The 20,059-nt window shown below is 44.4% G+C and carries 15 protein-coding genes; 3 read left to right on the forward strand and 12 right to left on the reverse strand.

Annotation, left to right across the window (positions count from 1 at the left end; all coding sequences use genetic code 11):
- Positions 1-67: 67 nt before the first annotated feature.
- From DXA36_RS11480 to DXA36_RS11500, 5 genes are all read right to left on the reverse strand, one after another.
- A complete protein-coding gene (locus DXA36_RS11480; RefSeq protein WP_118679230.1) occupies positions 68-1,774 on the reverse strand; it encodes a cache domain-containing sensor histidine kinase in 1,707 nt (568 codons plus the stop codon).
- Complete coding sequence (locus tag DXA36_RS11485) at positions 1,771-2,943, reverse strand: response regulator transcription factor (RefSeq protein ID WP_118679232.1); 1,173 nt, start codon at positions 2,941-2,943, stop codon at positions 1,771-1,773. The genes DXA36_RS11480 and DXA36_RS11485 overlap by 4 nt, the downstream gene beginning before the upstream one ends.
- 196 nt (positions 2,944-3,139) lie before the next feature.
- Positions 3,140-4,999 carry an elongation factor G gene (locus tag DXA36_RS11490; RefSeq protein ID WP_118679234.1) on the reverse strand — a complete coding sequence of 620 codons (1,860 nt, stop codon included), beginning with the start codon at positions 4,997-4,999 and terminating at the stop codon, positions 3,140-3,142.
- A 249-nt stretch (positions 5,000-5,248) separates the two neighbouring features.
- Positions 5,249-7,324: a GGDEF/HDGYP domain-containing response regulator gene (locus DXA36_RS11495; protein ID WP_118679236.1), complete on the reverse strand. Its 2,076-nt coding sequence runs from the start codon at positions 7,322-7,324 to the stop codon at positions 5,249-5,251.
- Positions 7,317-7,700, reverse strand: coding sequence for an Hpt domain-containing protein (locus DXA36_RS11500; protein WP_243114625.1), 384 nt, complete (start codon positions 7,698-7,700; stop codon positions 7,317-7,319). The genes DXA36_RS11495 and DXA36_RS11500 overlap by 8 nt, the downstream gene beginning before the upstream one ends.
- A gap of 1,399 nt (positions 7,701-9,099) precedes the next feature.
- Here DXA36_RS11500 and DXA36_RS11505 point away from each other — a divergent pair.
- The 3 genes from DXA36_RS11505 to DXA36_RS11515 all read left to right on the forward strand — a co-directional run bounded on the left by DXA36_RS11505 (position 9,100) and on the right by DXA36_RS11515 (position 11,519).
- Positions 9,100-9,786 (forward strand): response regulator transcription factor, encoded by a 687-nt coding sequence (locus DXA36_RS11505; RefSeq protein WP_118679238.1) that lies wholly within the window; start codon positions 9,100-9,102, stop codon positions 9,784-9,786.
- Positions 9,773-10,762: a sensor histidine kinase gene (locus DXA36_RS11510; protein ID WP_118679240.1), complete on the forward strand. Its 990-nt coding sequence runs from the start codon at positions 9,773-9,775 to the stop codon at positions 10,760-10,762. The genes DXA36_RS11505 and DXA36_RS11510 overlap by 14 nt, the downstream gene beginning before the upstream one ends.
- A gap of 79 nt (positions 10,763-10,841) precedes the next feature.
- Entirely contained in the window at positions 10,842-11,519 is a 678-nt protein-coding gene (locus DXA36_RS11515) for an ABC transporter ATP-binding protein (protein ID WP_118679242.1), read from the forward strand.
- Between the two features lie 31 nt (positions 11,520-11,550).
- Here DXA36_RS11515 and DXA36_RS11520 read toward each other — a convergent pair whose 3' ends face one another.
- The 7 genes from DXA36_RS11520 to DXA36_RS11550 all read right to left on the reverse strand — a co-directional run bounded on the left by DXA36_RS11520 (position 11,551) and on the right by DXA36_RS11550 (position 20,051).
- Positions 11,551-12,321 (reverse strand): hypothetical protein, encoded by a 771-nt coding sequence (locus DXA36_RS11520; RefSeq protein WP_118679244.1) that lies wholly within the window; start codon positions 12,319-12,321, stop codon positions 11,551-11,553.
- Positions 12,318-13,295 (reverse strand): hypothetical protein, encoded by a 978-nt coding sequence (locus DXA36_RS11525; protein WP_118679246.1) that lies wholly within the window; start codon positions 13,293-13,295, stop codon positions 12,318-12,320. Before DXA36_RS11525 ends, DXA36_RS11520 begins: the two co-directional genes overlap by 4 nt.
- Entirely contained in the window at positions 13,282-14,016 is a 735-nt protein-coding gene (locus DXA36_RS11530) for an RAMP superfamily CRISPR-associated protein (RefSeq protein WP_118679248.1), read from the reverse strand. Before DXA36_RS11530 ends, DXA36_RS11525 begins: the two co-directional genes overlap by 14 nt.
- Before the next feature lie 13 nt (positions 14,017-14,029).
- Positions 14,030-16,081, reverse strand: coding sequence for a Cas10/Cmr2 second palm domain-containing protein (locus DXA36_RS11535; RefSeq protein WP_118679250.1), 2,052 nt, complete (start codon positions 16,079-16,081; stop codon positions 14,030-14,032).
- The gene (locus DXA36_RS11540; RefSeq protein WP_118679252.1) at positions 16,074-16,988 is read right to left on the reverse strand and encodes a DUF6602 domain-containing protein; all 915 of its coding nucleotides are present in this window, start codon (positions 16,986-16,988) and stop codon (positions 16,074-16,076) included. Before DXA36_RS11540 ends, DXA36_RS11535 begins: the two co-directional genes overlap by 8 nt.
- 28 nt (positions 16,989-17,016) lie before the next feature.
- Positions 17,017-17,904, reverse strand: a complete 888-nt coding sequence (gene cas6, locus DXA36_RS11545) for a CRISPR system precrRNA processing endoribonuclease RAMP protein Cas6 (RefSeq protein WP_118679254.1) — start codon at positions 17,902-17,904, stop codon at positions 17,017-17,019.
- Between the two features lie 143 nt (positions 17,905-18,047).
- Positions 18,048-20,051 carry a DUF2399 domain-containing protein gene (locus tag DXA36_RS11550; RefSeq protein ID WP_118679256.1) on the reverse strand — a complete coding sequence of 668 codons (2,004 nt, stop codon included), beginning with the start codon at positions 20,049-20,051 and terminating at the stop codon, positions 18,048-18,050.
- Positions 20,052-20,059 lie beyond the last annotated feature (8 nt).

The following is a 20,059-nucleotide window of genomic DNA, read 5'->3' on the forward strand; positions in this document are numbered from 1 at the left end:
TGTCAGATTTCATCTGCTCTGTAATTTTGTCTTATATTTTCTGACTTATATTCTTATTTTTGTACATTTATACAGAAAACATAATTTCGCCGACGACTTCCTTTCCTTCTGCCCTGAGCAAGACGCTGCTATGATCTCCATAGAGATAAGAGAGTCTCTTCACCACATTTATGAGACCCACATCTTCTTTTCCCGATTCCCTGCGGCTCCTCAGCTGTTCACTGACCTGCGCAAGACGTTCCTCATCCACCTGATCCGCGGTATTCCTGACCTCTATCCGGAAGCTGTTGTTTTCCTTCCGGATCCGCACCCGGATTTCCATGCCGTCCGTTTTGCTGCGGCAATGGACAAAGCAGTTTTCAATCACCGGCTGCAGAACAAACCGGGGAAAGGCCTCCTCATACAGCTCCTCCCCGCACTCCATCCGGTACTGGAGATTCCCTGCATAGCGCAGCATCATCATTCCGATATAATTATCCAGAAAGGCTAACTCGTCACTGATTTTCCATGTCAGGCTGGGATTTCGGAAAACGGGTGTGATGATTTTGGTCAGCATGACTATGGAATCGGCGATTTTCCCGTTGTTTGTCATCATGGCCATCCAGCGGATGGAATTCAGGGAATTATACAGGAAGTGGGGATTAATCTGATACTGCAGAGCCTTCAGCTCTTCCGCCGCTTTGTCCTTTTCCGCCTGCTGCAGGTCTGCGATATAGGTTTTCAGTCTCCGGACCGTTTGACAGAATTCCTGGTTGAGATTATCCAGCTCGGAAAGACCGGTTTTCTCCGGCAAAGCAATGTCAAGCTGCTCCTTCCCCACCTTCTCCATATTGTCCATCAGACTCTGGATGGGGGCCGTATACCTCCTGCTCCATATCACCGCAATCAAAATGACACACAGCGCAGCAGTAAGGATAATCGCCAGGGAAAAATTGCGGAAGGTACGGATATCCCTCTGGTAGTTTTTGACCGGTATCATATTAACCAGCGTCCAGTTATTATAGGAGAGCGGATAAACCACGATCTGGCAGTCCTTCTCCGGTTCAAAGGTACGATAGAGCAGCCCTTCCCGCGTGCTGGAAATTATCTTTCCCTCTTCGTCCAGAAGCATGGCGGAACTTCCGTTATAGACCACCGACTCATAACACCTGCGTATCCTTTCCTCTGAAATGCCGAGTACAATATAGCTGTCCTCCTCCATCCGATCGGACTTGCCGATGGATCGTATTCCCAGGATTGCAGGATCCTCCACCGCCTTGCACAGGATTTCCGTGTCTCCCAGGACATCTCCCGGCACCCATTGGAAAGCAGGATAGGATTGTGTGCTTTTCTGCAGGATTTCCCGGAATTCCTCCGGTATCATGGTCATACCGCTGCGGTTCTTACTCACGGTGGATATGACGGTCTGCCCGTTCCCGTTCATCTGGGCCACAGAACTGAGATTGGGGTTGATAGCGAGGATTTCTTCAAAACGGAGGATCATTTTCCGGTTCAGCGCCGTTCTTCCGGCATCATCGGCATATTCCCCGTTTCCGAAATTCCATGCCAGCATATCCATATCATAACGGTTGGCGTCCCGGATCCCCAGCTTGATTATCTCTTCCAGGTTTTCCTCCGCCTGCCCGAAATTGATCTGGGCGATCTTTTCATCGTTTTTGCGCAGCTGGGATGCAAAAAACAGATAGGTCACCAGATAAAGGATCGCTACCACCAGACTGACGGCGCCGATGATGGTAATCACAAGCTTTATTTTCCAGTTAAGCCGGCTCGTCACCGCGGACCACCATCCTTTCCAAAATGCCTCTGTCTCCACTTCACCGGGGAAATCCCCATCTTTTTCTTAAAAAAGCGGGTAAAATACTCCTGGCTGCCAAAGCCGTGCCGTTCCGCGATGCAGGCTATTTTATCCCGGGAGCCTCCGAGTTCGATCAGCACCTTTTCCAGACGGATATCATTGAGATATTCCACAAAGCTTTTTCCGGTATTTTTCTTAAACTGTGAGGAGAAATAGCTGGTGCTGATACAGAGATATTCCGTAATTTCCTGGAGGGTGATCTGCTTTCCATGGTTGTCCTCCATAAACCGGACTGCCTTTTCCATCAGCGGATCCTCCTCCCGGGCCGTTTCTTTCTCCTTCTGAAGGGTACGGTAAGTCTCCCACACGGAATGTTCCCGGGAAAGGCGCCCCTTCTTTTTCCGGAAGGCCACATCCAGAAGATTACTGACGGCATTGTCAAATTTCAGCAGCTGTTCCTCCGCCGCCTCCCCCTCCCCTGCGTAAATCGCCGCCAGGCAGGTACTGCCCGTCTGCACGCAGACTGCCCCCGGAAAGCTCTGGCGCAAAAGCTGACAGGCCAGCTTCATACCCAGTTCATTGATTTTCTTCTTGTCCGCTTCCCGCAGGGACAGGAGGATCAGCGTATGCAGGTTTTCCAGGGGAATCCCCCAGTCTGCCATCCAGCGGATGGTTTCCTCCGGCCTGGTATCGCTGCACAGATAATTGCGCAGTGCGTTTTCTCTTTGTTCCTCCTTATTTTCTTCCTGTACGGCCTGCTGCCTGCGCACGTTTACAAGATACTGCCTCGTACGGTTCAGCACATCCCCTATCTCTTCAAGCGTCATGCTTGCCTTCAAGATATAGCCGATAATGCAGTAGCCCATCATCCGGCGCAGTGTCTCAAAATCATCCAGGCAGGAAATAATCACCACAGCGCAGCTTCCGTCAATATCCCTCACCCGCTTAATCAGCTCATACCCATCCATCCCGCCCATTTTAATATCCGTAATCAGCACATCCGGCCTCAGCTCCTCAAACAGCTCCAGAGCCGTGATCCCGTTATCCGCTTCTCCCACCACTTCCATCTCATAATCGGACCATTTGATGGCATTTTTCAAGCCAAGACGCACAAGCAATTCATCTTCCGCAAATAATACCCTGTACATATGCCCTCTTTTCTTTGTATACTTTCACCATTTTACCCAGAGCTTTTTACCTGATATTGGATATTATAACAAATCGGAAAAATATTGAGAAGTTCCTTTTTGTGCAAAATCTGAATCTGCACAAAAACACCGGTAATTTTACCGGCAGTAGGGGAACAGAGGGTCCGGAGAGCCGGACTCCCGCACCGGAGGGCGGCTACCCCTGCCTGGCCCTTCTGTATTCCAGAAATTCCATTTCAAAAATCCCCCTGCCGTCCGTCATACTTTTTAAATCTACCTGGAATTCCTTCGCCGTATCAAAGGGCACCTCTCCGGTAACCTCCATTTCCCATTCACTGTAGGTTACTTTTCCGACAACCGCCTGCAGCTTCGCAAGCCTCCCCATAATTCTTTTTTCCTCCCCTGCGGGAGCGATGAGGCGATAACTCATATAAGGCTCCAGGGTGATGACCCCAGCCTGGCGGAGCGCTTTTCGGACCACCTTCGGCGCAAGCCTGCGATAATCCGCCGGGGTGCTTGTCACGCTGTCATAATCCGCGCTTTCAAATACCGCCAGCGTATCCGTCACTTCATCGGCAAGCCCCTCCTCCAGAGCTTTCCTTACCCCTTCCTGTACCGCATTCTGAAAGGATTTTTCAATATAGCCAAAGGAGACCTCCGTCTCATACCGGTTTCCTTCCCCCGCCGCCAAAGGCTCTATCCGGATTCCGATTCCCGCCCGGTGCAGATTTCCCTTTTCCCCCAGACGGATTTCAGCACGCGCCGGTCCTGCCGGCTTCTCCCTTCCTATCGTCTTCATCCCGGAAAAGTTTGCCCGTACGGCAAACCGCTCCCACAGGATGGCCTGCAGGATCTCTATCTGCAGCTTGCCATAAAGATCCGCCAGGATTTCACCTGTTTGTTCCTGAACCCGGACACGAAGAAGGGGATCCTCCTCCAGAAGCACATTCAAAGCATCCAGAAGCCGGTACCGGTCCGCCGCCGGTACCGGCTGTACATTGACACACAGCATCGGCTCCATCAGACGTCCGGCACCTTTCCCGGGTGCCGGAACCCCGATAAAGCCGCCGCACCTTAACGCCGGCACATCTGTCAGGATTCCGATATCGTTTGCGCCCACCTCCCGGACACGAAGCTGTTTCCCCTCTCTAACCGTCTGCAGATTATTTACGGTAATTTCCTGTTCCGTCCCGGCAGCCGATACCTTGTCCTTCTGCTTTACGGTACCGGAAAACACCCGGAAATAAGCCAGCCTGTGCCCGCCTTCGTCATGCTCCACCTTATAAATATACGCGCAGAGACTGTCTCCGCCCGGCTTTCCCGAAGGAAGCCACCGCACAATCCCCTTCATCAACTCCCTGATCCCCAGATCCTTCAGCGCGGAACCGGCATAGACCGGATACAGCCGTCCTTTTCCCGTCCGGAACCGGATGGCCGCCGCCAGCTCTTCCTCCCCTATTTTTTCCCCGTCCAGGTATCGTTCCAGCAGCTTTTCCGTACAGACCAGGACCTGCTCCGTAAAGACGCCCTCCCCGAACCCATAGTCCCGGATCCGGCAGCCTTCCGGGCTTTGCTTCACATCCTGCATGAGCAGGATCCGTTTTGTCAGCTGGGAACGTATCTGGCTGCAGACTGCTTCGTAATCCGCTCCCAGACGGTCGATTTTGTTGATAAACAGGATTACGGGCATCTGCAGCTTTTTCAGCTGATGAAACAGGATACGGGTCTGGGGCTGCACCCCTTCCCGCGCCGATACGACCAGAACCACGCCGTCCAAAGCACGCAGGCAGCGTTCCACCTCCCCGATAAAATCCACATGGCCCGGGGTATCTATCAGATTGATCTTTACCGTTCCTATGGAAAAGGAAACGGTGGACGCTTTTATAGTCATCCCTCTTTTCTGCTCCAGCTCCATGGAATCCGTAATGGTAGTCCCTTTGTCCACGCTTCCCCTTTTTTTCACAATCCCGCTGTGATAAAGAAGGCTCTCCGTCAAAGTTGTTTTTCCTGCATCCACATGGGCCATAATGCCCAGGTTCAATATTCTGTTTTCCATATATAACACGCTTTCCAGCCAGTTTTACATTCCTTCTATGGGTTCGGAATGCCTGCCTGCGGTAAAAAGCGTACAAAAAAACCACAGTCTGAAACTGTGGTTAAAAGGATCACGAAAAAACGCTTTTACTTATCTCACATAGCAGGCTGACTTAATGATTATAAAATTCCCATGTGAAAAAGTTTTTTGCATCTGTTATCAGCCTCCTGTCGTTTATTTGTTTCAGTATAGCAAGGAGGGCAGGGATTGTCAATACCGGGTTTTCTCTGCCCCTTCCTCTACCCGTGAGAGTACGGAGAGAAGTTCCTGCATGGTGTCATCATAAAAGCAGTAATGGTGCCTCCCGTTCTTTTTGGCAGCATACAGGGCTTTATCCGCATGGAGAAACAGCTGGTCGTATTCCATGCCGTTTACCGGGGAAAGCGCCACACCCATACTGGCGGCAATGCGGAAATTGTGATATTGACCGCCGATGGCCCGGTATACACGCTCTACCAACAAGGCAATGTTATCCTTATATTCCATAAAAATCAGGAATTCATCTCCCCCGATACGGGCACAGATATCATTGGAACGCACGCTCCCACGCACCTTTCCGGCCACTTCCTCCAATACCTTGTCTCCGAACTGATGTCCATACTGGTCATTGGCATTCTTAAAATAATCCAGATCCAAAAGCAGCAGCGCAAACCTCCTGTTTCCCGCCCGGTTCCCCAGCAGCGCTTCCTCTATGGCCTTACAGGCATACGCCCGGTTATAAAGACCGGTCAGGGAATCAAAGCGGGCAATCTGCTTCAGCCTGTCCAGTTCTATGTGCTCCTCATGAATATCGATCAGCTTTCCGATCATACCTGTCAGTTCGTCTGTTTCTTCCATCACCCAGAGCGGACGGGCCACCACCTTGCACCACCTCGGTGAGCCCTGCATATTGACGCGGTAGGTGCATGTGACAATGGGATCCTCGGGCCTGGCCTCATTCAGATGCAGCAGCAGATCCATAAAATCCTTTTTGGCAAATATCCGCAGGACTTCCCCGTTTTCTACCGGATGGACGATCACCGTACTGACCCCAAGCTGTGCGGCCCCCCATTCAGAAAGGGTGAGGACATCGGAACTCCTGGAATACTCAAACTGAATCTCCTTGGACATGGAAGCAAAAAACTGGTATTTTGTCCTTTCCTGCTCAAGCAATGCCAGGGTACGGTTGGAAGCGTTGCTGTTCTGTATCAGGCTGCGTGTCATATTCTGCAGTTCCATTTTGGAAATCCCGCCTGCGGACCGTACCTGCAGTTCTTTTTCCAGACAGGGCTTCTCACTGCATAAACATTCCAGCAGTAAGGGGCTAAACGCCCCGCATTCCCCATCCAGAATCATGCGTAGGGCCTCATCATGGGAATAGGCAGGCTTATAAACCCTGCGGCTGGTCAGGGCGTCATACACATCCGCAAGCGCAACCACCTGTGCCGAAACAGGGATATCGTCCCCCTTCAGCCCATCGGGATACCCGCCGCCGTCATACCGCTCATGATGCCAGCGGCAGATATCCCTGGCCATGCGGACCAACTCCTCATCCTGATAATAAGGCACATTTTCCAGCATTTCCGCCCCTATGACGCTGTGGGTTTTTATGACTTCATATTCCTCCGGCGTCAATCTGCCCGGCTTGTTCAGAATCGCCTCAGGGATGGAAATTTTCCCTATATCATGGAGGGCCGACGCATTGGATATCAGATTGATCTGCCTTGCGGTTAAATTATACCGGCTGGTACGCTTCGCCAGCTGTTTCAGCAGCGCCTCGGTAATTATCCGGATATGCAGGACATGCAGCCCGCTTTCCCCGTTCCGGAATTCCACGATGTGGCTGAGGATTTCTATCATAACCTGGTTGCTTTTTTCCTTTTCCAGAATCTGTTCCGTAACCAGGTTTTCAAGGCTCTTCTGCTTGGAATACAGCGTAATTGTATTTTTTACCCGCCGCTTGACCGTCTGTTCGTCAAAAGGACGGCTGATATATTCCGCCGCTCCCAGTTCATAAGCATGATCAATATAAGCCGCGGAGGTTTCCGCGGATATCATGATCACCGGAAGATGCTCCAGCAGCCCGGCGCCGTTCATGGACGCAAGCACCTCAAACCCGTCCATTTCCGGCATAACAATATCCAGCAGCACCATGGACAATTCCGTATGATGCTGACTGATTAGGGCTACCGCTTCCAGGCCGTCGGAAGCCTCCATCAGGCTGTATTCCCCGGAAAGCATATCCGCAAGCAAAGAACGATTGATTTCCGAATCATCCACAATCAGAATTTTGTTACGCTTATCCATTCCGGCTGCCTCCCGTCTGCGATTCGGACAGCTCTTCTATAGCTTCGTACATTTCCCGGTAACTGGAAACCATCTGTTCAAACAGCGGCCTTATTTCCTCATTCTCCTGTCTGCTGCGCAGCGCCTCGGTCAAGGCGGAAGCACATTTCCCCTGGAGCGTGAGGCTCAGGTTGAAAAAGACACCCTTCAGCGTATGCGCCGCACGGAAGGCACATTCATAATCCTGACGTCCCATGGCATCGCACAACTCCTGATAACTGCCGTCCCGAAGCAGCATCTGTAAAAACCTGAGGATTCTTTCTTCCGATAGCAAACGGCAGCATACATCTTCATAATCTGCTCCAAGACGTTCGTAACATTCTTTCACCGTCATCATGGCTTCCGACCTTTCTTTTCCTTATATGCACGTTTCCTTACGTTCTTCTGCTTACCTTACATAAGACAGGAACCCTTTCTATTTTACCATATAATTCCGCGTATTACTATTCTTGTAATTTTAATTAATGGGATAGGATAGGAAAAATAGTAACCGTTCAGACGGCTCTTTGCTTATACTGAGGCGGCTGCCACACGGCAGGTTTGGAAAGTTATCTTTGACAAAAGCGGAACCATTGAGAATGCTATGCAGAATTCGCGGAAAAATAAAAGGGAACCGAAAACAGATTCTTACACAAAAAAGCTTACAGCGTGCTCTGATGCCGATTATACTGAATTTGAACGTTTTGGAGAGCAGTCATACCTTACCGTAAGCAGGAGGGCAAAAGCACAGAATGCTTTGCCCTCTTTTTATAGCTGTATTTTTACATATTTATCATCACAATTGTCCATTTATCGTTCTGATGCAGAAGAAAACACGGTCTTTTCACCTTATACGCATAATACTTTTCCACAATATTGCGATATGTATTGAATTTCAGTAAACTTGTACAAAGGGGATATATGGTCATCGGTTTTCTTCCTCCATTCTGAATTACTAATAAAGCTTATGCGGGACAGGGCCTGCTTATGCTTATTTTCCTGAAGAAATCATTCTGTTCCTGTTATTCCTCTGCCTCCTGATCTAATTGTTTATAACTAATTTCGCAATAGTCTTGCTTGTAATGTAACGTCATGAAATATTATAGAAACCAGAAGGTAATACCATAGAAAACGCAGCATGATAGCAAAAGAATAGCTGCATCTCTGCTTACACCGGGAATCCATGTAAATCCTGTGCATGTCATCTTCCTTATAAACGATATGACTGCAATTTCCGATTACTTCCCTATATAATATAAAAAGTGGTTTAATGATTTTATATGTCTGAATTTTAATTCTTGTTTTAATATGAGGATATACTTTATTCATTATATATGCAATAATAGATATCATGATAGGAAAATATGTATTAACTAAATCGCTGCTTTTTACTATATTTACATGAATGACGCAAACTTCGCAGGTGCCAAATGGCCCTCCGCCCGCTGTCTGTACGCCCCTCCCGGGACTGAAAAGGAATTTTCGCAGGTACCTTTCAGACAATGGAGATGAGACCAGTCAAGTGTGTCAGCCTAATCTGACACACTTGACGCTTCTGGGCTCATCGGAATGCCCGGTCTGACGGACCTGCGGAAATCCTTTTCAGACCCGGGAGGGTCGTACAGACAGCGGGCGGAGGGCCATTTGGCACCTGCGAAGTTTGCGTGAATGACTTTCATTAACCTGCTTATATGTTCCCACCGGAGTGAACCCTTTTCACTGGTAACAAATGAATATAAAATAAAGGAAGGTACTACATGAAACAAATATTTTTGGTCGAGGATGATATGACTATCGCCAAAAATCTAATACTTCTGCTCCGCACGGAGGGCTTCACCGTAACCCACGCACCCACGCGGGATGACGCCCTTGCAGCGCTGGCGGGGAAAAAATATGACCTGGCGCTGATAGACATTTCTCTGCCTGACGGAAACGGCTTTACGGTCTGTACGGAGATTAAAGAAGCCCAGGATATACCCGTAATCTTTTTAACCGCTTTCAGTGATGAAGCCAGTGTTGTCACCGGGCTGAATATAGGGGCGGACGATTATATCACCAAGCCGTTCCGTCCCCGCGAGCTGATTGCACGTATAAAAACCGCTCTCCGGAAAAACACGGGTTTCTCTCCTGTTTTTACAGGTAACGGCCTGCATGTTGACACGGCAAGCGGTGTTGTAAAAAAAGACGGGAATGAAGTTTTCCTTTCCGCTTTGGAATACCGCCTGCTTCTGGTATTCATCAACAACCCCAAAAGTATTATCACAAGGAGCAGACTGCTGGATGAATTATGGGATGCTGCCGGTGAATTTGTAAATGACAACACACTGACTGTTTATATCAAACGTCTGCGGGAAAAGATAGAAAATGATCCGGCCAATCCGCAAATTATTCTAACTGTACGCGGGACAGGATACAGAATGGGGGACGGACATGCTTCGGAATAAGGAATACCGGCGGTTCACCGTTATATTCTTAGCATTAGCTGCTGTTTCCGTCACGCTGGGTTTCCGTATGGACCGGGCGGCAGGCATACTTGCCCTGTGTTCTTCCGCCGCCTTCGGAACGGCCTTTTTTGTATTCACAAACGCCAGATATAAAAACATCATGCAGATTTCCGAACAAATTGACCTTGTCCTCCATAATGCCGACCACCTTTTTATTACGGAATCGGAGGAAGGGGAGCTTTCTATTCTAGAAAGTGAAATAACAAAAATGATGCTGCGTATCCGGGAGCAAAATGATGCTTTGAAAAAAGAGAAAGAACATCTCGCAGATTCCCTGGCCGATATCGCCCACCAGCTGCGCACCCCTCTCACGTCCATAACCCTTATTTTGTCTTTCCTTGAAACCAATCCGGATAAAGAGGAGCGGAAAAGCTTGCTACGGGAAACAGAGGATTTGCTGGTGCGTATGGACTGGCTGCTCACCTCTCTTTTGAAATTATCACGGCTGGATGCAGGTATTGTTGTTTTCCAAAAAGAACCGGTTGAACTGAAGCAGGTATTCACTGCCGCGCTCCGCCAGCTTATGATCCCCCTGGAGCTTCATAATATATCGCTGCAGATAAATGTGCCGAAAGGTATCCTGATTTCCGGCGATGTAAACTGGCTCTCGGAAGCCATTCAAAACATCCTGAAAAACTGCATGGAAAATGCAGGCGATAATGGAAAAATTGAAATCACCTGTGAAGATAACCTTTTGTTCACGGAGCTGACTATCCATGACAGCGGAACAGGATTTAAAAAAGAAGAGCTTCCCTGTCTTTTTAACAGGTTTTACCGCGGAAAGAATTCCAGCACTGCCGGGTATGGAATAGGACTGGCCCTTTGTAAAACGATTATTACAGGACAGGGCGGAACCATCACTGCCAAGAACCATCCCCAGGGCGGCGCCATGTTCATTATCCGTTTTCCCAAATAACGGTTTTCCCGCTTCACCATCTCAAAAATGGAAGCTGTATGTTATATATTGTTTATCAATCAGGAAAGGGATGTCCCAAATGGAATTTATCAAATTGGATGAGGTATGTAAAATCTATGGCAGAGATGAAAACCAGGTCACCGCACTTGACCATGTATCCCTTCGGATTGAAAAAGGCGAATTCGCCGCTATCATAGGCTCTTCCGGATCCGGGAAATCCACTTTGCTGCATACGATTGCAGGAGTTGACGCGCCGACAAGCGGAAAAGTATATCTGGACGGGCAGAATATCTATGCGCAGAGCAGTGAAAAGCTTGCGATTTTCCGCAGACGGCAGGTCGGATTGATCTATCAGTTCCATAATCTGCTCCCAACGCTGAGTGTGGAGGAAAATATTACCCTGCCTATACTCATGGATAAGCGCAGGGTCAACCGGGAACGCTTGAACGACCTGTTGTCCCTGCTTGGTCTGGAAGACCGCAAAAACCATCTGCCGAATCAGCTTTCCGGCGGGCAGCAGCAGCGGGCCGCCATCGGACGGGCATTGATGAATGCGCCCGCCATTGTGCTCGCCGATGAACCTACCGGAAGCCTGGACAGCAGGAATGGACAGGAAATAATACGTCTGCTGAAGGAAAGCCATAAAAAATACGGGCAGACGCTTGTTCTTGTTACGCATGATGAAAATATTGCGCTGCAGGCAGAACGGGTTATTGGTATTGCGGATGGTAGGGTGGTGAGGGATGAAAGGCAGTGAGGAGGGTATAAAAGATATTACAGCCCCTTTCCTATTCTGCTTTCAAACAACATTCCCACATTTTTACAAGTCCATGAGGCAGCTTAGTCTTATAATCAATAAACAAGCCTCCCGTCAACTCCCGTTTCTTGCAATCCAATAATATAGAATGAAGCAATCCCTTATATCCGCCAAGCAAAATGACATCATTTTTATTTTGATAGGCAGACAGGTTTCTCTTTATTTCAAGCAGATAATTCTTTAAAGCTTCCTCTTTATAATTCTTTGTCAGGAGCATTTCGAGATACGCACACATCTGTACTATTTTATCTTTTGTCGCTTTATTTGCGGTTCGTAATAGTTCTGCAAACTCTATGTTTTCGTCCAAATATAGCTCTCCATATAAATTCGTTCCATCTTTTATCATTTCAATACCAACATTATTAAAAAAAACAGCAAATTCAGCCTTCTCTTCTTCCTTCAGATATTGTGCTTTCCATAAATTCCGAAGAACAATTCCATCCGTTGGAACCATTACATCATCTGCCATAAATTGAATTCCAGCCGTATTTTCTCCCTTTAGTGCACCTTTTACCGAACTTCCCGGCAGGTAATAATCGGTATGTTCGGGATCGTATTTTTGATATTCTCCATACTGATAAAACGGATAGATCACTTTTATTTCTCGTTTTTGATTATTCTCAACAGGTTCTACTTCAGGTGTCGTACAAAATTCATCCATTTCTCTGTATAAAGCCCTTCCGGATCTTGGGGATACAATTAAGCTGGATTCCAGTTTCAAAGCATATGTAATCTTTTTCATGCGTCTCCCTCTTTTCTCCAAACGACAGGATACAAAAATGCATTTCCAAATACGATATCTCTGCCTTTATTAAATGGTGAAAGCACACACTTTCCTGCCTGTTCCACTCCGTCACGCAAAACGATAATACTTCCACTTTCTATGAAACTTATAAAATATTTGTTGCCATTTTTATTCCAGCCCCCCGCCATTACATACGGACGCCTTTCTGATGTAAATAATTTTAATGTAGAAGAGGTAAAGTTAATCTTATCAGGAAGCAGCATACCTAAATTTAAATAACATTCTGCTTTAGGAAGTTCTATTTGCTCAACGCCCGCTATCCGATACTTATTTAACCCTTGAGATGCCCGTTTCCCTAAAATAAGTGTTGTCCCGCTTTGCAGCATTTCGTTTATCAATTCAAGCATAGCAGTTAACCACCCACCTTCATTTCCCTGCAGGTAAAAGCAAAAATCGGATACCGTACCCACGGTTTCCTTGCCATACTTATTCCGCTTCACTTCCCTCAGTTTTAAGATAGGGACTGTGTACAATTTCGATTCCAATCCTTCGATACCATATATAACGCTTTCTATCGAAGCCCTAAGCTGCTGTCCATCAGACTGCTTTATATATGGAAATATTTTATCGCATAAATCTAGATCTTCCTGCAGTCGTATTAGATCTCCATACTTCACATAAGCCCTCTCTTTAACTGCCCTTCGTCGTTCTTTTATATCTTCTCCATCCTTCCCTTTTCCTGCCAGCTTATCTATAACATAATCCTGAGGCATGGGGAAATAATGTAATGGCATTACATTAGATAAAGCCAAATGACTTTCTTTATCAAAAACATCTTTTACCATCTGTGCCGCTTTATCATTACCGTTTGCTTCCGCATATTTCGTAGCAAGCGCTCCAAATACTTTCTGAGAATCGGGAAGCTGAGTAATTGCACCTGAAGATTTTAATAAGATTTTATAGTTTTTCACTTCCCTCTCCTCCATCGTTTTCAATGACAGATACATATATCTTTCCATAACCGCGGCTTTTTGAATTTCCAAGCCGGTAAACACCCTCATTAAATTTTGTCAGATTATAGATAATATACTCTTTACATATCTGAGCGTCGTATTCATTAAAATATTTAGGTATAAAACGGTATAATTCAATCTCTCCTTCAAATTCCAGGCCAACCCTTGCTGTTTTATAAGTACGCGGGTTCGACTTTGGTTCCATTCCATCATAAATTATCGATGTCTTCGCATCAATGGAAAAGCATTTTTTTAAATCCCGGTATTCCTTTTTTAACCGTAAGTCATTAAATAACAACTTAGGAGTATTATTAAACTCTCGAATCCCAAAAAGGTCCGCTGCCGATGCATGTGATATCGCATGTGAATATCTCTTTTCAATTCGCGTTAGCGCCTCTTTATTTTCCTTACAGCATTCCTTAATCTGCTCCCAGTTCTCCTCCTTTTCTTTTTTTATAATATCTGAATACAACCGGGCAATTCTGAATGCTTCTTCACTCTGATCCTCCCTGACGATCGCGTGAAGAGCTCCTTTTAATGAGGAAGCGGGAATGCACGGGAATCCCTCTTCATCTACTGCTGTCCATTGATCAATTCCGCCAATCTCAAATGGCATCGGCGCTCCTCCGATAAAGAGATTTGAAAGAGTTTTTATTCTTGCATTTATAATATTCTTCATTCTACAAAGTCTCCTATTCACGATCCTTTTTTTGGGATATCATCACCATTTCGTGGTACTGATAAAACAGCATCAGGGAGTCAATAAAATCAGGACTCCACACATTATCTTTTTTTGCTATTTTGATAAAACTTTTCTTATCAAAATACAAGCGGTTAGGATGTTTGCCTTCCTTTATACGTTTTTCATTCCATAAATTAATTTTCTGCATCTCTTCCTGCGTTGATGGATTCCGCAATTCTATTATTTCCGCCGCCTTTTCTAGCGGCATGGAATCCACATCCCTCAATCGGAAAAACATGGATTTTTCAATCATAAGCCGCCGATAACCTTCTTTATGTGTCTTTGGAATTTTATCTATTTTCACAAAAACATCCGTTAATTGTTTATTTTTGCCTATTAAACAATTTTCATAAAGATGTTTTGCCGGCTGCTTAAATAAATAACTGCTTATGTCCTTTTTATCCTGTTGATACTTTTTTTCATATATCTCCCATTCATCTTGATTAGAAATCCGAAAACGGGCATCACAGAAAAATATCATTAACCTCAGATATGTCTCAAAACGCTGCATTGTGTTTCTATTTACAACAAGCTTTAAACCGTGACTATCCCTTTGGTATAGCTGCTTAATAATATTACTGTTCAAAAGCTGTTCCAGTTTACTAACTCTTTGTTCGGCATCCTCAAGATGGGCTGGCATTAAGTGGTACAGAACATGGTTGATATATTTTACTGGATTATTCCGGATCGCTTCCTCTGTAATGTCTTCTAGCAGTGTATAGAAAAAGTTTGGCTTACCCAACTGTTCCGAGCAACCGCTTTTACTACTTCTTATATAATTCAGGACATTCACATCATTAAGAAAGAAATTCCAAATAGGAACATTCTGCAGCTGTCGTTTTATTTCTGATTTCATGCTGCAATTCTCACATCTGCATCCCCTTTTTCCTCCCTCGCTGCACTTCAATGCCTCTCTCGTCTCTTTTATCATCCCATAATCTATATTAAAAAAGGTCAGGTTACCCCCAGAGAGCTTCATTATAAAAAACGGCTCCAAGGCTTTTGGCACAGTTTGAGACTTTGCATTCTTCAGCTGTATCTCAACCATCTCCATATAATAGCGAATAGGCTCTCTGTTAAATGTAATTTCAACACCAATACTCATGGCAAGTTTTGTTGGATTGCCGGTACTATTAATTTTATCATTCACAGTCTGCATAATCTGCCTGCAGACGTTAATCCCGTCAATCAAATCTTCAAGGGCTACCGCAAAAAAAATATCATCTCCCGCAATATATAACGGAAAAAGCCATCCGTTCTTTCCCTTCGGAGCGCATGCAGCCGCCGCCTGATGCAGCCCTGTCAAAGAAATCATCTCATTCAAAATCTGACTGATATTTCTATAGTCCTGGTAATCCTTAATACCCTTGAACATCGCCCCCATTTTATCTAAATCAGCTTTTAAGACAGCGATACGGAAACGCTTTTTACCCTCATTTACGTCATCTTCTTTCTCGCCATCTTCTCTTCCGTATAATGAATTAATATCCTCTGCAAATGCCGGAAAAATTTCCTGATTCCTATAAAAATAAGATTGATTATCCTCTTTGGGCACCTGACAAAAAGAAAAAAGTAAATCCTGGTTCTTCCTTACTATCTCATTCCAGTTTTTTGTTTGCTTCAATCGTTTCTTTGCTTCGTTTATAGCAGCGATATTGCTTAAGCCCTCCGAAGAAAAATGCACCCACCGGATCAATTTCTGCCCCTGTGATTCCCTATAATAATCTGAAAATAATGCATTGAGTCGTTTCTCCAGCTCCTCTTCCGATAAGGTGAACCGAAAGATATACACCCCTGAGCATTCCAAAAGTACATCTTTATCGGATTCAGGGAATGTATCCTGTATCGATTTAAAAAATCCATTCGATATCTGGTATGATGAATTTCTTATTCCTTTTAATGTGGCATCTTCTGTTTGCTTTTCTTGTACATGAGAATGTATAACTTCTGTCAAAAATGTTTGGATCTTATCTACCGATAACGCAACTATCTGTTCAACCATTATCTCTTTCCTTTCCATTACCGTTTTTATCAAACATCTCCGCATATGCAGCATGCGGAAACAACATTGGATTATTAATCAGCATGAGAAGCTGATTTAACTGAAAATTGAAGGTCAGCAGAGTCAGTTCTGAATTTTTATGATGGACCAGATAGTTATCCAAACCGTATTTCTTAACTTCTTCCTCCCCTTTAATTCCAGAATTCTCACCACAATTTGATAATCCACCTGCATGATTTAAAGATGTATACCAATCAAATAGATTTTTCTTTTTATCATCCCACTCGATTTTCAATTTATCCTCTCCGTCTCTAGCTCTTATAGTGATATCAAAACATCTTTCATTTTCTTTTATTAACATTTTAGCCTCTTCATTTAAACAGCATAGAATACGCAGAGGACGCGTAGCTGTCTGTGTTTTTACAGGATTTATTTCCGCACATGCAATATTACCAATAGTTCGGACAAATGATTTGGGAGAAGTCTTTAACGATTGAATACTACTCGTCCAAGTCATTAACTTTTCCTTATTCATAGATGTACTTTTACATTCGATGGCACATGCCACAGCTTCAATGGGTATAAATTTCAATTGAGCATATCTGAAAATATACGGGGTGTAGGTTTCATCAAAAATAGCCAAATCCACCTCATTCGATACCTTACCATAGGAATCAATAATAAACACAGACTGTTCAATCACAAACTTTCGGGGTACTATATTTTCAAACATCTTACCCCAAATCTTTTCGCGATGATTGCCAATCGTGCCGCCATGAGGTACCTGAAAAAATAATTCATTTACAATTCCTTTTTCCGTCCGTTCATAATTATCTTTGATATTTCCAATGGTTTGCTGATCCGCATTTGCATATTTATCTGCATATTCTGCTTCTTTCTGTTTCATCTGTACCTCCTTATAATTTTTATTTGTTTCAGAGGAAAAACACTTCTATCCTCCCCATCCCAAAGGTCGTATTTCGGCCAACATGTAAAATCTGAGCGGCAAGCAGCCACGGAATAAACGGAGTCAAATCTCCCTCGAATTCCACTTCTCCGAGCAAACCGCTTAAATCCATTTTTTCCTGTAAACGATTTGAATACCGTTCTAAATGTTCCAGCCTTAAGTCTGCCTTCGTCACCTTAATCTCTGCAGCGAGCAGCAAAATCCTGTCGGCTTCTTCTCGATCTATCGTTCCTCCGTATCGCTCCGTTAAAGCCGCAATCCGGCTTACAATGTTTCGAATCAAAGTCAGGAACGATATATCTGTTAATAACTGCCCTTTGTGACGAATCCGTAGCGGCGTACACAATCTGATTATTGTGCCCGTAACATCTGTCAATTCATAAAAAGGCAGTTTTATGTCATGCGCTCCCATTCCGTAATATGTATCGTTCCGCCAAAGAAGTCTTTGATCCTGGCTATTCATAATCCGTGATAAGCAGAATGGATAACGCTGTGCCCCTAAACCATAGCGGCATATGTTCTGCAAGGCCACTACCAATGAAGGCACATACTTTTCTGCATTGCCTAAAAGTAAAAATTCAAAATTTAGTTCTTCTCCCTGTTCTATAACCATTTGAGCTTTATGAGTCTCAGGCGGAATGATCACATAAGGCTTGACAATATCCTGCACGCCTTCACTTTTTTTGCCATTTACATATAAGTACTCATAGGCTTCTCTGCCTGTCCGGTACAGGGATTGCCCAATCACTCCTCTCAGTGTTGAACCGAGATAAGGGGGTAATTCCGCACGTTTTAATGAGAGAAGGGAAATCTTTAAAGGTATGTAGTTTATAGCAAACGGGGCTTGTCTTTTCATAAACTGTGGCCTCCTTAACAGGTATTTTTGTCATGGTTCATTAAAATTTCATTTTGAACTATCGCAAAATTTGCAACAGTTGCGGTCTGATCCAACAACTCCTCTGTTACTATCCTCCTCTTTTCCTCCTGCTCTTGCTAACTTTATTTTTCAGAAGGAATCACTCCCCATTCCGCTAATTTCTTACTTATCTCAATCGTTATCACATCAATATCGGGATTATTCATATCACCAATTAAATCCAGGAAATCAGCGGTATTAGAGGCTATATCCTGAATCATCTTCAGTTTCTGATGCAAACTTCCTAAATTCTGAATCCGCAGGTTACTCAGCTGCGCCTCTAATTGCTGCTGTTCATCCTGCCAATACTTTACATAATTCGCGACTACTACAGGATTATATATTTCCTTTGACACAACTGCGGGGAAGATTTTATCTTTATACATGCGGTCTCTCATAAGTTCCAAAACTTCATACATGCAATTTCTGGATCTCAGATACGCATCGGAAATTAGTAAAATTGTATAATCCATATTTCCTATACTGTACATATATTTTTTAATGCTATCCCATTTTTTTATATCTATCGTATCTTTATGAATGTTCACATTTGGTATCTTGCTTAGACAACTATAGATATCTGATGCAATTTTTTCATCCTGCCAACAATAGGACAAAAATATTTCTATTTTACGATTTTCCATCGCATTCTCCCCTTTTCCATATGTTTGATATGAGATCGTCTCTACACACTGAATTTCTCGCAAAAGAACTTCCCACAAATCAGAAGCAATACTCTCCTGATAAACCTTTTTTCCATGCAAAGCCATTAATCTGGCTAATTCACTACTTTTTCCAGCTAGTATTTCTCTGTCTTTTTCCGTAAGGTTCCTGCATTTTCCATCCAGTCCTGAAAGATATGTTTTCGCATTCATTTGAAACGGAGATACATTCTTCGGAAAATACTCTTTCATCTTTTCCATCATCTCAATCCCGGCACGGTCAAAATCACCGGAAAAATAAACACGGCATTTTGAATTCCTTTCTATGCATTTTCTAACATACTCTAACACTGCCGTTTGGAAACAACCTGATGTACAGATCAGGATGGGAAATCTTTCTCTTATTAGATCCTTTGAAATATTATTATTATCAGCATACTCCTTCAAACGGTCTACCAAATAAAGAAACACTGATGGATTTTCGATAAGAAACAGATTAGACTTTACCTCAAATTCACCCATCTCTTCCACGTTACTCAGATTGACTGTCTCTTTTTTCATGGATTCGTATATATCCAATGTAGCCTTATGAAAGCACGAACTGACGGAATCATCGCCAAGGTGATACAACCGATATATCATCCGCTTCCGCATAAAAGCCGGAACATGTTCCAAAGGGTCCACTTCTCCATTTTCACGGTATTTTTGTAGATAAATATCTTCCAATGCCCGCAAAAACAGCCTGCCTGCCAGTGTTTTTTTATCATCCAGCACATGATCCCATGCCACAAAATTTGCCAGCATGGACACATATATTTTATCAGAATTTGTTATATTTTCCTGTTCCAGGCGTTTCCAATCCATAAGCAGATACCAGAGAGCTTTTAAGCAGGTTTGGAGAGATTCAAGGGAATCATTATAATTTTTCAATCCAGCCTGCAGAATCCGGTAACCTGACCGAGGTTCCTTTTTCCAGAGACGGTATAACCAATCATACGTCAAGTCACAAAACTGTTTGTTTACTATATTTATATTTTCCTCGTTTTCCAGAGACTCGATTGCTTTGATAAACAGGGATTCCCACTCTGTATCTGCCTTTACCATGCTTTCCTTTTTGGTCAACAGCGGCTCGTGGTATAGCAACTCATATAAGGAAGGAATTGTCAACATAAAACGTTTCCCCAACTCTTCCTCAATCACTCCCACTTCCATTCTCAGTGTATCACCTGCATTCAACAGACCTCGAATCTGTGGTCCAAAAAATGCCTGTAACCTTTGCGCTTCCTCCTGACTGGAAATATCAAGTTTAATCTTTCCTCTTCCGCTCCCATAGCTTCTGTACTTGGTAAAAACAGCACTCAGCATGGGTTTCAAAAGTGGATCCCCATAGTATTCCTCTGCTGTTACCTTCCTTTTATGCTCCATATCCGCTG

It is taken from the genome of Eisenbergiella sp. OF01-20, assembly GCF_003478085.1.
Lineage (GTDB): Bacteria > Bacillota > Clostridia > Lachnospirales > Lachnospiraceae > Eisenbergiella.

Excerpts from the sequence above, each read along its gene's own strand:
- DXA36_RS11535 (WP_118679250.1), bottom strand. The coding sequence starts at position 16,081 with ATGGTTGAACAGATAGTTGCGTTATCGGTAGATAAGATCCAAACATTT.
- DXA36_RS11510 (WP_118679240.1), top strand. The coding sequence starts at position 9,773 with ATGCTTCGGAATAAGGAATACCGGCGGTTCACCGTTATATTCTTAGCA.
- DXA36_RS11515 (WP_118679242.1), top strand. The coding sequence starts at position 10,842 with ATGGAATTTATCAAATTGGATGAGGTATGTAAAATCTATGGCAGAGAT.
- DXA36_RS11485 (WP_118679232.1), bottom strand. The coding sequence starts at position 2,943 with ATGTACAGGGTATTATTTGCGGAAGATGAATTGCTTGTGCGTCTTGGC.
- DXA36_RS11540 (WP_118679252.1), bottom strand. The coding sequence starts at position 16,988 with ATGAAACAGAAAGAAGCAGAATATGCAGATAAATATGCAAATGCGGAT.
- DXA36_RS11550 (WP_118679256.1), bottom strand. The coding sequence starts at position 20,051 with ATGGAGCATAAAAGGAAGGTAACAGCAGAGGAATACTATGGGGATCCA.
- cas6 (WP_118679254.1), bottom strand. The coding sequence starts at position 17,904 with ATGAAAAGACAAGCCCCGTTTGCTATAAACTACATACCTTTAAAGATT.
- DXA36_RS11490 (WP_118679234.1), bottom strand. The coding sequence starts at position 4,999 with ATGGAAAACAGAATATTGAACCTGGGCATTATGGCCCATGTGGATGCA.
- DXA36_RS11500 (WP_243114625.1), bottom strand. The coding sequence starts at position 7,700 with ATGATGACGGTGAAAGAATGTTACGAACGTCTTGGAGCAGATTATGAA.
- DXA36_RS11520 (WP_118679244.1), bottom strand. The coding sequence starts at position 12,321 with ATGAAAAAGATTACATATGCTTTGAAACTGGAATCCAGCTTAATTGTA.
- DXA36_RS11495 (WP_118679236.1), bottom strand. The coding sequence starts at position 7,324 with ATGGATAAGCGTAACAAAATTCTGATTGTGGATGATTCGGAAATCAAT.
- DXA36_RS11505 (WP_118679238.1), top strand. The coding sequence starts at position 9,100 with ATGAAACAAATATTTTTGGTCGAGGATGATATGACTATCGCCAAAAAT.
- DXA36_RS11530 (WP_118679248.1), bottom strand. The coding sequence starts at position 14,016 with ATGAAGAATATTATAAATGCAAGAATAAAAACTCTTTCAAATCTCTTT.